We start from the raw sequence: 12,346 nt of genomic DNA, 5'->3' as shown, positions 1-12,346 counted from the left end.
CCCATGTTTGAACGTTACCTGACTACTCCCGCATCCGGCTCCTCCTCGGGCGCGACATTCCCCGCCGTGCCGACGCCGGACGGACCGGGGCATCAGTTCCGCAGGGTGTACGGCGAAGGCATCCAGACCGCGACGCCCGGTTGTATCATGTTCAAGTACTGGAATTCGGGAATTTCCGCCACCGTGGAATTCTGTGAGAAATCCACCATCACTTTTCTGGTCCGGAACAGCACCGGCGCGGGACGGGACGTCTGCGCGGGGTATTGCACGGCGTCGCCGGCGAAGAAGTACTACCAAGCCCCATATTGGGAGGTGACGAACCCGACGACGTGGGCCTATCGCAACGCGGAATGGGTGGCCTGCACGGCGCACCCGCGTCCCGGCTACACGTTCGTGCGCTGGAAAGGCGAAGGCGTCGCCTGGATCGCCGACTGGTCGAATCCGAACGACCCGCCGCCTCCGGCGTATCCCCTGGACGCCCCGGATGAGGAAGTGCTCGCCGTGGATGAATCCGGCAACCTGGTGCCCCACGTCAACCGGCCCACGATCTACATCCGCACCGCCCAGAAAGACGCCAACCAAGAAGGCGGCCCCGCCCACCGGAACCTGACGGCGTTTTTCACAGGGGAGCATATGCCCGCGGCGTTTGGTTTCGACGACCCAGACACTGTCCCAGGCACCTGTTTTCCTCTTGGTTACGGCGGAGGATACCTTGCGATGACCTGCCTTTGGGATTCGTCATCTGGATATTGCCCGGATTTGGATAGGAGAGGAGCACTTCACGCATGTGGCTGCGGCGACCCTCGCGCCGTTGGGCAGGAACGATGAAACGGTTCGACTGACCGGATGAGCCTTTACAAAAGTCAGGGGCGCAGACCCATCATCTCTATAAAGAGGCGCAGGAGTTCCTGGTCGATCTCGTGGCGCATTTCGGTCTGGATGAGATGGATGGCGGCGAAGGTTTTTCTGGCGGGCTGATGATGGCGGTCCGTGGTCAGGGCGTCGAAAACGTTGCACAGGCTGACGAGCCGCACGAAAGGGGAAAGCGCCTTGCCGCTCAAGCCGTGGGGATAGCCCGCGCCATTCAATTTTTCGTGGTGGTGCAGGATGATATCCAGCGCGATCTCGCCGAGGCAGCCGAGGCCTTCGAGCAGGGCATGCCCTTCCACGGGATGCTGTTTGACCCGGGCCCACTGGTCCGGCGTCAGGGGGCCGTCTGACATGCGGACCGCGGAATCGATGCGGCTCATTCCGATGTCGTGCAGGAGCGCGCCGTTGGCGATTTCGCGCAGCGTGGATGCATCGCTGTAGCCCATGCGCATGGCCATCGCAACGGAATAGGTTGCGACGTTGACACTGTGCGTGTAAAGGTAATAGTCGCCGGATATTGTGCGTAGCAGATGCTCGAACACAAATCCGTCCGAAGTCATGAGCGATACGGTGTGCCGCGCAACGTCTTTTCCCCGGTTGACGCTTTCCCGGCTGGGAGGCTGGTCGAAGACGTCTTCCAGCACCGCCTGGGCGGTGTTGTACAGAATGTGGGCCTTTTCCTGCACGGGCATCTTTGTGTCCGCCAGTATTTCCCCCAGGTTCGCCGAGACGTAGCGCCGGTACTCCTGCAGCGCCGCCTCGTGAACGTACAGCACATCGATGCGGCTTTCTTCGAGGCGGCACAGCGTTTCCGCGGTAACGGGCAGGCCCTGGCGGCTGTACAGCACAATCGGTTGCGCGGAATCGGGCCGGAAATAGAGGTCGAACGCCGGCGCCGTATTGAGCCTGATGGAGCCGATAGCAACGGGCCGGTACGATTCCCCGCCGGGTCCCGCTTCGGCTTCGATAATATTCAAGGCACCACCCACCGTTCCTTCCAATCAGCGCTTGCCATACGGCGCGTTGAACCCGAAACCGGTTCTTTCCTCACGACTTTGTATCACAAGTCGCGGTGACAACTAAAGCAGCCGGAGGATTAACGTCACAACGTGATTTCCTGACGCGTGCGCGCGCGCAGGAACTTGACCTCATGAATATGGAAATCGGAGACGGATTCAACGGTGATTTCGCGGTCGAATTCCTTCGTGATGGCGTCGAGCAAGTTCTTGTTCTCGTTCCTGAGCCGCCTCGCCACGTCGCCGTGCACTTGCAGGACGACGTGTTTCTCCTTTGAAGTTGAAAAAAGGCTCTGCAGCCGGCGCAGCACGTCGAAGGTCACGGTGGTCACCGACCGCACCATGCCGCTGCCCTCGCAGTAGGGGCAAGGCTGCGAGAGCGCTTTCAACAAGTTGTGTTTCACGCGTTTGCGCGTGAGTTCGACCATGCCGAGTTCGTTCACTTCCGAAACCGTCGTTTTGGCGCGGTCCGTCTTCAGCGCCTCGGTCAGATGCCGGATCAATTCGCGCCGGTTCTTCTCATACATCATGTCGATGAAATCGACCACGATGATGCCGCCGAGATCGCGCAGCCGGGCTTGGCGCGCGATTTCCGTCGCGGCTTCGAGGTTCGTCTGCAGCACGGTATCCTCGAGTTGCTTCCGGCCGGTAAACTTGCCCGTATTCACGTCGACCGCGATGAGCGCTTCCGTCTGGTCTATGCAGATGTGGCCGCCGCTTTTCAGGTGTATCCTGCGGCGCAGGGCCTTCTCGATCTCGGCCTCGATACCCATGCGCTCGAATAGCGGCGTCTTCTGGCGGTAGAGCCGCACGCGCCTCTCCAAGGCCGGCGCAAAAGACTCGAGAAAGTGGAGAATACGCGAGTATTCGGTTTCGCTGTCGATGGTCAGGCGGTCGATGTCCGCCGTGAACTGGTCGCGCACGGTGCGCAGGATCGGCCCCAGGTCTTCGCGCAGGAGGGCGTGCCCGCGCGCGCCGTCGTACTTGTTCTTCACCTTCTGCCACGTGCGCGCCAGGAACTGGACGTCCGCTTCGATCTCTTCCCTGCTGCGGCCCTCGCTCGCCGTGCGCGTGATGAGGCCCACATCGCGCGGGCGCACTTCCGCCAGGGTCTTGCGCAGCCGGTCGCGCTCGCGCTGCGATTCGATCTTGCGCGAGACCCCAAGGTTGCTCACCGTCGGCATCAGCACAACGTACCGGCCCGGGATCGTGATGAAGTTGGTAAGGCGCGGGCCTTTGGCGCCCATTTGGTCCTTGATAACCTGGACCATGATGTGCTGCCCTTCTTTCACCAGCGACTCGACGGAGCGCCGCGCCCGGCGCGCACGAGAGCGTTGCTTGGGCACGCCGTCTTCAAGGACCAGGTCCGCGGTGCCCTCAATCCCCGCAATATCGGAGACATAGAGGAATCCGTTCTTCTCGAAGCCAATATTGATGAACGCGGCTTGCATGCCCGGGATTACGTCTTCAACGCGGCCCTTGTAGATGTTGCCGACCAGGCTCCGGCTTTCCTGTCGCTCCACGCTGAGTTCCGCGAGACGCTTATTCTCCATTAACGCAATCCGCGTCTCGAGCGGACTTACGTTAATCACGATTTCTCTCATCGGAGTTCCCCCGTTGGGTCCGCCAAGCTATTCATTGACAAACATCCTTCGCCGCATGGGCACGTTCAGCAGGATGCCCACGCACATCATGGTCGTCATGTAAAACGACCCGCCATAACTCATGAACGGCAGGGGGATGCCGGTTACCGGCAACAGTCCCACGGTAATTGCGACGTTTACGAAGATATGAAAAGACAGAATCGTAACGACGCCCGCCGCCAGGAGGGTCCCGTGCATCTCGGGGCAGTCTCGGGCAAACTGAAGCCCCCGCAGGAGAAACGCCAGATACAGTCCCAGAATGACCATTACGCCGACAAAACCGCGTTCTTCCGCATACAGGGAAAAGATGAAGTCGGTGTGGTGCTCGGGCAGGTAGTTCAGCCGCGTCTGAGTGCCTTTCAGATACCCCTTGCCCGACATGCCGCCGCTGCCCACCGTGATCATGCTCTGAATGGTCTGCCAGCCCGAGCCTACCGGGTCGGCCTCGGGATTGAAAAAGGTGTGAATCCGCATCTTCTGATAATACTTGAGTTCGTAGAACTCCGCCGCGGCGTCGTGGGCAGCACGGCCCGCCTGGTCAAGTTTCGGGTCAAAATCGTACATTTGCCACCACAACCAGGGGACCGTGGCAAACAGCGCCAGGAATATCAGGCCGAGATGCCACCAGCGGCAGCCGGCCACAAACATCATCACCACGAGCAGGGGCCCCAGGCACGCCGCCGTGCCCAGGTTGGGCTGCATGACGATCAGGGCCATGGGAATGCCCGCGATGACGAAGGAGAGGGCGAACCAGTGAAAGCGCCGTATGCGGTCGCCCAGCAGCGTGAAATACCACGTCAGCGCGTACACCAGGACAAGTTTGGCGAGTTCCGACGGCTGAACGCGGATGGGGCCCACGACCAGCCAGCGCTCACTGCCGCCGCCTCTCACGCCGTAGAACTCCACGGCAATCAGCATGGCAATCACGACGATGTACATCAGCGGCGCCATCCAGATGAGGAACCGGTAGTCGATGCACACGATGGTCAGGGTCAGGACGAGTCCGCCAAAGAAGAAGGCTATCTGCCGGCTATAGAACGTGTCTTCCGTGCTGCGCCCCGCACTATAGAGCGTCAGCCACCCGATGACCGCGAGCACCACGACAAGGATGGGCAGCGCCCAGTCGATGCGCAGCAGATTGCGCCGGTTCATGACGTGCATGTGCGCGTCGCGCACGTCGTATTCGCGTGTGGCTAGCCGGTTCATGGGGTCCCCTGCTGCGCCAGCGTTACCGGCGTATCGTTCATCCGTTGCGCCTCCTGCGCGTAGAAGTACTCGATAATCGACTTGGCCACGGGCGCCGCTTCGGTACCGCCATGATGCCCGTGCTCGACCAGCACCGAAACCGCGATGCGGGGTTGGCGGTCGGTCACGCCCGCGATGAACCACGCATGGTCGCGCATCTCATACGGGATATCTTCTTCGCGGGCATACTTCTTGTGATGTTCGAGAGACATGACCTGTGCGGAGCCCGTCTTGCCGAGTACCGCCATCCCGGGTATATAGGCATGGCGGCCGGTCCCGCGCGCGCTCGCCTCGTCCACGCCGACGCATTCGCGCATGCCTTCCACGACAATGGCTACTGTTTCATCGCTGAGATACCGCTCCGAAATCTGGGGGCCCAGTTCCCGGTTCAGGTACGGCCGCACGAACCGGCCCCCGTTCAATATGGACGCCATGAGCACCGCGTTCTGCAGCGGCGTGGTGGCCGCGCTTCCCTGGCCGATGCTCACGTTTACGGTATCGCCCTCGAACCACTTGCGGTCCCAGACGGGCGCGTCTTTGAGGACTTCCTGTTTCCACTCCGGGTTGGGAATCAACCCGGGCACTTCGCCCGGCAGGTCGATACCCGTGGGGACACCAAGCCCCAACCGATGACACCATTTGTTTATCCGTTCGATACCCAGTCTGCGCCCAACGTTGTAGAAGAAGACGTCACACGAGAGGGCCAGGGCAGGGACCACGGACATGTGACCGTGCCCGCCGCGCTTGTGGCAATGCCAGCGCCGGCCCTTCCCATCAATCTGGTAGAAGCCTGGGCAGAAGAACGTCGCGTTCTTATCGATGACGCCCTCCTCGAGGGCCGCGGAGGCCAGGAGCACTTTGAAGACGGAACCGGGCGGATAGTGCTCGACGTAGCAGCGGTTGCGCATCGGGTTCGGTTGCGCGGCTTCCAGGAGCTTGATGCGTTCATGGCTCATCCCGCGGGTCACGAACACACTTGGGTCGTAGCCGGGGCTGCTCGCGAGGGCCAACACGGCGCCCGTGTCCGAATCAAGCACCGAGATTGCCCCGACTTCCCCGCGGAGCAACCGTTCCGCTTCGCGCTGTACATCGATGTCGAGCGTAAGATACAACGGCAGGCCGGAAACGGGCTCCTCACGGGGCGCCTCCTCGGTCAGCAAGTGACCGTGACTGTCCCGCGCGGCGATGCGGGGCACGCCCCGCCTGTCCGTGAAGAATTGGGGCCGGCCCCATGCGTATTTGGTCACCACCGCGTAGCCGTCGCGGCCATGCAGCAGGCTCTCGTACATCCGTTCCAGCCCCGTCTTGCCGACGAGGTCGCCCATGTAATAGCCATCCCACCGCTCCAACTCATCCTTGCTGATCTCGCCCAGGTAGCCGAGGATCTGCCCGGCGGTCTCCCCGTGAATATAGCGGCGTTGCGGATGCACCACCGTCAGGACGCCTTTCAGCTTGTACTGCAATTCCTCCACGCGGACAGCGTCCCGCCGGGATACATCGCGCTTCACGGGAATCTGTTCGAACGGCGCGCGTTCGCGCTTCTGCGTTTCGGCGAACAGCGCTTCACCGTCGATGCCCAGGATTTCCTGGAGCGTCGTGCAGATTTCGCGGCGGCGCTCCTTCGGCGCTTCGCCCGGCACAAACACGATATCCGTGCCCGCGCGATTATCCGCCAGAATCACGTCGCCGCGCCCGTAAATGACGCCGCGGTCGGACTTCAGCCGTTCGTTGCGCACGCGGTTGTCTTCCGCCATTTCCTGGTATTGGCTGAGGCGCACCACTTGAAGCTGCCAGAACTGAAAAAGCAGGGCGCCAAAGGCCACGGCAAGCGCGAGCGCAAACAACTGCGTGCGGTTCTCAACGCCCTCGTAGCGTTTGGGCTCCTTCCTGCTCAGCATCTCACAAGGTCCCCCGCTTCAACAGGTCATCGCGGTGGAACGACCACGCCAGCACCAGGAAGACGAGCGGCGTGATGACGGCCGTGTAGAAAGCGCCCGGCACCACGGCCGTGCCGATGGTGTGCAACGCGCTGATATGCGGTTTCTGCACGTAGAGAATGACCGTGAACAGCACGCCATGCACAATCGCCGCCAACAGCACGAGCCCCGCTTTTACAGCTGGATTCTCGATGATGAGCCGCGTGGATACGCGTCCCACGAGATACCCCACGATCACGAGGCACGCCACACTGTGTCCGAGCGTATAATTGCCGGCCACGTCCTGGTAAATGCCGCCGATAAGCCCCGTGAACATGGCCCGTTCCTCGCCGTCCGCCATGGCAAAGTACACGACCAGCAGCAACGTCAGGTCCGGCACCACACCCTGGAACTTGACAACGTCCAGCCAAGTCGTCTGAATCAACGCCGCCACGACCGACACGGCGGCCCATAGAATATTGCGTCGCATACTGTTTCTTAGGGTGCGTAGCGTTCCTGAAGGGAACGGTTGTCCGGGCTCTCAGAGGGGCCCGAGGCCAGATTTTCGGGCGGCAGCGGACCCTCCAGTTCCTCGGCGGCCGGCGTGGTCTGGCGAACGACGAAGACTTCGTCCAGCCGGTACGGATCGACCGTTGGTTCAATCTCGGCGGTCTTCCACATGGAACCACCGCCATGAATGGCTGTAATCGATCCTATCGGGTAGCCGCTGGGGAAAACACTTTCCGGGCTGGTGACCACCTGGTCGCCCACCCGAACGTCGTCCTTGAGGTCGATGTAGTCCATCGTGCAGAACAGATTCAAGTTGCTGCCGCCCGCGTGAATAATGCCGTCGTAAGCCCGGATGCGATTGCGCTGCACCATGGCGCCGACGCGGCAGTCGACGTGGTGCAGCGTGGCAACCGTAGACGTGAACGCGTCCACTTCGATTACAATCCCCACGACGCCATTTTCGCTGATGACGCCCATAGCCTCGCCGATGTGCTGCCGGGCGCCCCGGTCGATCTTGAGCACGCCCCGATAACTCTCGAGAACCCGCGCCGGCTCGAGTGTGAGCCGCGGCTCGTTACGCACCAGACCCAGCATGTTCTTGAGCCGCCCCCGCTCCAGTCGCATCTCCCGCACTTCGGCAAGCGCGGCTTTCATCACGGCCAGTTCACGCCGCAAGGAGGCGCTCTCGCTGCGGTATCTGTCGTAGGCAAAAACGAGGTCGAGCGTGTAGTCCGTGGCGCGGCTGGTGTAATCCATCGTGCGGACGAAAGGATAGGCGGTCAGTGAAACCGTCTTTCGCAGAAACGTGCCCAGAAACCCCGCGCGCGTGCCGGTAAGCAGCGATACGAAGGATAAACCGACCAGCACCACCAGGATGATTTCGGGCCGATGCTCGATCATGCGTCGTGCGAGCGACACCGGTCAGGTCCCTCTATGGCTGGCGGCATTACCTTATCACAATCCCCTGAACCTGAAATCATTGTAGCAGGTTGCGGCCCGTGACTCACCTCAAAGCCTCCGCGAACCTACAAATCCTCGGACGGGAAGTTCTTCAGTTCCTCGAGATATTTGCCCGCGCCCATCACGACCGCGGTAAGCGGGTCCTCCGCCACCATCACATGCAAACCCGTCTCCTTGGACAGGAGCTGGTCCAACCCTCGCAACAGCGCCCCGCCGCCCGCCAGCACCACGCCCCGGTCCACGATATCGGCGGACAACTCCGGCGGCGTGCGCTCGAGCGTAACGCGCACCGCGTCCACGATTACGCTCACCGGCTCTTTCAGCGACTCGCGGATTTCCTCAGACGTAATCGTGATGATCTTGGGCAAGCCCATGACCTGGTCACGGCCTTTGACCTGTATTTCCAGCTCTTCCTTCAATGGAAACGCCGAGCCGATGGCGATCTTGATCTCCTCCGCTGTGCGCTCGCCCACCATCATATTGTATGTGCGCCGCAAGTGCTGGATAACGGCCTGGTCCATCTCGTCGCCCGCCACCCGCACCGATTTCGAGAACACGATCCCGCCCAGCGAAATCACGGCCACTTCCGTCGTGCCGCCGCCGATATCCACGATCATGCAACCCTGCGGCTCCTGTACGGGCAGGCCCGCGCCGATCGCCGCGGCCATGGGCTCCTCGATCGTGAACACCTGCTTCGCGCCTGCCTGCATCGCGCTTTCGGTAACCGCGCGCCGCTCCACCGGCGTGATGCCCGAAGGAACGCTGATGGCCACGCGCGGCCAGACCAACCGCTTGCGATTGTGCACCTTCTGAATGAAATAGCGAAGCATCTCCTCCGCGATTTCAAAGTCCGCGATGACCCCGTCCTTCATCGGGCGAATAGCGACTATGTTGCCGGGCGTGCGGCCAATCATGTTCTTGGCCTCATTGCCGACCGCGCGCACCTTGTCAATGTCCTTGTTGACCGCGACGACCGACGGCTCGCTGAGTACGATGCCCTGGCCCTTCACGTACACAAGCGTATTCGCCGTGCCCAGGTCGATGGCCATATCGTGCGAGAACAGGCCGGGCAGACGTCTGAAGATTCCCAACACACTCTATCCTTTCACAGCGCCGTCGCCATGCAACAGCAGGAATTATCCCCTAAAGCACACAGGAATAACGACTTAGAAAAGACTGCGTCAACAATGGCCTCGATCATAACAGAACAAGGCCCGAAATCCAACACGCACGTCAGGTACACTCCCCTATCCAATACCCGAAACGCCCCCCAAGTTTCCACTGACCATGGAAACCTGCAAGTCAGCACAGCCCGGCAAAGCGGAAGCCGCGCAATAGCGGTCACCAGATAGATACTGTGCTATACAGTTATTCCCGATGGGGCGGACCGCCTGGCGCGGCGGGTGTCCGTACCTGACCCTATCCGCCATAGAGTATGGGGCACTTCCCGGGATCATCGATGTACCGGGCAAGCCCGCTTCGCTTGTCGAGGACGGGACGCGATTGCCCCGTCCGCAGGTGGATGGCGATGCTGCGGCGCGGTGCGCCGCTGAGGTTCGGGCCGCTGGCGTGAAACGTCAATTGGTCGTGAAAGCTCACGCCGCCCGGCGGCAGAATCGCGGGTACTTCCATCCACCGCGCCTCCTCCGGCAGGCGCATGCCGCCCCGTTGCGCAAGGAGGTCCTGGCTGAAGAAGTCGCCCTCGTTCCGGACGCCCCACCGGTGCGAGCGCGGCACGAACACCATCGGTCCCGCCCCGGCGGTTACATCGCTCAAGGCGACCCAGGCAGTGAACAGCTCGCTCTCGGGCGTCCAGACATCCCAGTATTGCCGGTCCTGGTGCCAGCCGACGTTTGTGCCTTGCACCGCCGCGTGCGCAGCCGGCGGCTTGTACAGTAACTGAACCCACCACGCCTGGACCATGCGCGCGCCGGTGATTTCCGCCGCAAGCCGGCCCAGCCCGGGGAAACTCACCAGTTCAAGGATGGCCCGGTTCGCGAACTGGGGCATCTCGATCTTGCAGAGCTTGTCTTGCGCGTCGCCGGGGTTCCAGTACGATTCCTCAGGCGAAATACCGGTTTCGTAGCGGCCTTCGCGGATCGCGTCCATCCCCGCGACAGCCCGCCGAACCAGGTCTTCCGGGAACAGAGGGGCGTCATGCACATAGAAACCCATCTCCTCGTAGAAGCCCTTCGGCGAAGTGTCTGCAGGCATGCGCATGTACCCCGGTGCACTGTCCGGTTCCCGCGAGTCAAACCCAAGAACACACGGCATTCAGCAATAACGTGGGACGGGAGCGGATGATTCCCGGCGCGGCCAGCGGGCGGGGTCAGGCCGGCTCTTCGATGCTGGCGACGAGTTCCTTGCGCACGGGGTAGGTGCGCCGGCCATACACGATGTAGTAATAGGGGTCTTCGTCGAGGACCTGGTCGGCCGGCTGCTGCAAGCCGCTGTGGAAATGGACCACAAACTGCTTCTTCGATGCAGCAGGCAGTGCGGGGGGCGTAGGCGCCGCCTGGTGCACCCGGCCCGCATAGCCGGCGCGCGCCTGAAGCCCGCCGGACTGGAATTGCCTGTGGTATGCGAGCACGTTGCGCACGTAGGCCTGAGTCTCGGCATACGGAGGAATGCCGTTGTGCTTCTTGACCGCCTCGGGGCCCGCGTTGTAGCCCGCCAAAGCCAGGCTCAGGTCATTGTTGAACAGGCCGAGCATCTTGGCAAGATACTGCGTGCCCCCGGCGATGTTCTGGGCCGGGTCGAAGATGTTCGTTACGCCCATCTCCGCCGCGGTGGCGGGCATAAGCTGCATCAGGCCGCAGGCGCCCGCGCGCGACACCGCATTGGGATTGAAATTGCTTTCAACGCGGATCACCGCGTAGATCAGGTTCTCGTCGAGCAGATACCGCTGCGCATAGGTACGCACCAACCCCTCAATGGAACTGGTCGAGTATTGCGCGGGCGAGGTGTAGGCCTGGTACTGCTGCGGCACGTAAATCGGCTCGAAATCAATGCGGATTTCCGTGTATTCATTCCGGTCCCGGTATTTCTCCGGCCGGTTCGTTAGCGTTATGACTCCGTTCGAGTCCTCGTACTGGTGCATATTCAGCGCCTGCCGCCGTTCCGTCGCCGTGCGCCGGCGTTCAATACTATGCCGGTGACTGGCAGGCAGGGCCTGTTCCTTCTGCGCCTGAATGCGCTCCGCCGTGGTCTCTTCGGCAGCGGTCCCGCCAGGCGAAAACACGCCGACACACCACAGGAGCATCAGGCACAAAATTGGTGCTGACCAGGACTCTCGAGTCACACGGCTTCTCCCGCGAACATGTCAACAGTATACTCGACCGTCCCCCTCGGGACAAGGCCCTCCTGCCCCATTTCCAGGGATATTGCGGCGCGTACGGTTTATTGCCGTTTTCTCAAATTTCACCTATTGCCCTGCCGCAGCGGGGGATGCTACCTTACAGCCACCCTGGAACGCGGCGCGTTGCCGCGCCGCCTGAACCAATCGCATCATGGAAACTACCGCATGGCGCGCACACCATCGCTGACAGAGCAAGATATAGTGGAGGTCTTGACCGGGCGCGGCCAGCGCATCGTTACGGCCGAGTCGTGCAGCGGCGGGCTGATTGCGCACCGGCTCACGAATGTTCCGGGCGCTTCGGCGTGTTTCTGGGGGGGCATAATAGCATACAGTAATGAAATGAAGGAATTGCTTCTGGGCGTGCCCGCGGAATCCCTGGCAACACATGGCGCGGTGAGCGAATCGACGGCGCGGGCCATGGCCGCGGGCGCGCGCACACGCTACGGCGTCGACTACGGTCTGTCCGTGACCGGTGTTGCGGGCCCGTCCGGGGGCACTGAGGAAAAGCCGGTTGGGCTGGTCTATGTGGCGCTGGCCGGGCCGGCAGGCGTGATGGCCCGCCGGTTCCGGTTTGAGGGAGACCGCGCCGCGGTCAAGGGGCAGACCGCGGACGCGGCGTTGGCGTTGCTCTGGGAGGTTTTGTCAACATGAGCGCGGGCTTCGTACACCTGCACGTGCATTCGGAGTTCTCGGTGCTGGACGGAGCGTGCACGATCGAGACGATGCTCGACCGCTGCGTCGACTACGGCATGCGTTCCTGCGCGCTCACGGACCACGGCGCGCTTTTCGGCGCGGTCGAGTTCTTCCAGGAAGCCGGGAAACGCGGGA

Annotated in this window: 12 protein-coding genes; 3 read left to right on the top strand and 9 right to left on the bottom strand. The window is 62.0% G+C overall.

Annotated features, from left to right (window positions below):
- Positions 1-828 (top strand): hypothetical protein (locus tag KA184_20460; GenBank protein MBP8131959.1); only part of this gene is annotated, 828 nt, incomplete at its 5' end.
- Between the two features lie 35 nt (positions 829-863).
- Here the strand turns inward: KA184_20460 and KA184_20455 are convergent.
- The 9 genes from KA184_20455 to KA184_20415 form a co-directional block, all read right to left on the bottom strand.
- A complete protein-coding gene (locus KA184_20455) occupies positions 864-1,847 on the bottom strand; it encodes an HD domain-containing protein (protein MBP8131958.1) in 984 nt (327 codons plus the stop codon).
- A gap of 125 nt (positions 1,848-1,972) precedes the next feature.
- Positions 1,973-3,478: an Rne/Rng family ribonuclease gene (locus tag KA184_20450; protein ID MBP8131957.1), complete on the bottom strand. Its 1,506-nt coding sequence runs from the start codon at positions 3,476-3,478 to the stop codon at positions 1,973-1,975.
- A 39-nt stretch (positions 3,479-3,517) separates the two neighbouring features.
- A complete protein-coding gene (gene rodA / locus KA184_20445; protein ID MBP8131956.1) occupies positions 3,518-4,735 on the bottom strand; it encodes a rod shape-determining protein RodA in 1,218 nt (405 codons plus the stop codon).
- Positions 4,732-6,672 (bottom strand): penicillin-binding protein 2, encoded by a 1,941-nt coding sequence (gene mrdA, locus KA184_20440; protein MBP8131955.1) that lies wholly within the window; start codon positions 6,670-6,672, stop codon positions 4,732-4,734. The genes rodA and mrdA overlap by 4 nt, the downstream gene beginning before the upstream one ends.
- A gap of 1 nt (position 6,673) precedes the next feature.
- Positions 6,674-7,180 (bottom strand): rod shape-determining protein MreD, encoded by a 507-nt coding sequence (gene mreD, locus KA184_20435; GenBank protein MBP8131954.1) that lies wholly within the window; start codon positions 7,178-7,180, stop codon positions 6,674-6,676.
- Between the two features lie 8 nt (positions 7,181-7,188).
- Positions 7,189-8,118 carry a rod shape-determining protein MreC gene (locus KA184_20430; GenBank protein ID MBP8131953.1) on the bottom strand — a complete coding sequence of 310 codons (930 nt, stop codon included), beginning with the start codon at positions 8,116-8,118 and terminating at the stop codon, positions 7,189-7,191.
- 107 nt (positions 8,119-8,225) lie between these two features.
- Positions 8,226-9,245, bottom strand: coding sequence for a rod shape-determining protein (locus tag KA184_20425; protein MBP8131952.1), 1,020 nt, complete (start codon positions 9,243-9,245; stop codon positions 8,226-8,228).
- 334 nt (positions 9,246-9,579) lie between these two features.
- The gene (locus tag KA184_20420; GenBank protein ID MBP8131951.1) at positions 9,580-10,374 is read right to left on the bottom strand and encodes a phytanoyl-CoA dioxygenase family protein; all 795 of its coding nucleotides are present in this window, start codon (positions 10,372-10,374) and stop codon (positions 9,580-9,582) included.
- A gap of 115 nt (positions 10,375-10,489) precedes the next feature.
- On the bottom strand, positions 10,490-11,260 hold the full coding sequence (locus tag KA184_20415; GenBank protein ID MBP8131950.1) for a lytic transglycosylase domain-containing protein: 771 nt from the start codon (positions 11,258-11,260) through the stop codon (positions 10,490-10,492).
- Positions 11,261-11,479: 219 nt separating this feature from the next.
- Here KA184_20415 and KA184_20410 point away from each other — a divergent pair, with 219 nt between their 5' ends.
- Entirely contained in the window at positions 11,480-12,169 is a 690-nt protein-coding gene (locus KA184_20410) for a CinA family protein (protein MBP8131949.1), read from the top strand.
- On the top strand, positions 12,166-12,346 hold a 181-nt coding region (locus KA184_20405), incomplete at its 3' end, for a PHP domain-containing protein (protein ID MBP8131948.1). The genes KA184_20410 and KA184_20405, both read left to right, overlap by 4 nt.

Source organism: Candidatus Hydrogenedentota bacterium (assembly GCA_018005585.1).
Lineage (GTDB): Bacteria > Hydrogenedentota > Hydrogenedentia > Hydrogenedentales > JAGMZX01 > JAGMZX01.
Note: the sequence above shows the minus strand (reverse complement) of the source record. Positions and strands in the feature narration are given on the sequence as shown.

Bases quoted from the DNA above. Each gene is read 5' to 3' on its own strand.
- mreD (MBP8131954.1), bottom strand. From the start codon at position 7,180: ATGCGACGCAATATTCTATGGGCCGCCGTGTCGGTCGTGGCGGCGTTG.
- KA184_20420 (MBP8131951.1), bottom strand. From the start codon at position 10,374: ATGCCTGCAGACACTTCGCCGAAGGGCTTCTACGAGGAGATGGGTTTC.
- mrdA (MBP8131955.1), bottom strand. From the start codon at position 6,672: ATGCTGAGCAGGAAGGAGCCCAAACGCTACGAGGGCGTTGAGAACCGC.
- KA184_20415 (MBP8131950.1), bottom strand. From the start codon at position 11,260: ATGCACCAGTACGAGGACTCGAACGGAGTCATAACGCTAACGAACCGG.
- KA184_20410 (MBP8131949.1), top strand. From the start codon at position 11,480: ATGTCAACAGTATACTCGACCGTCCCCCTCGGGACAAGGCCCTCCTGC.
- rodA (MBP8131956.1), bottom strand. From the start codon at position 4,735: ATGAACCGGCTAGCCACACGCGAATACGACGTGCGCGACGCGCACATG.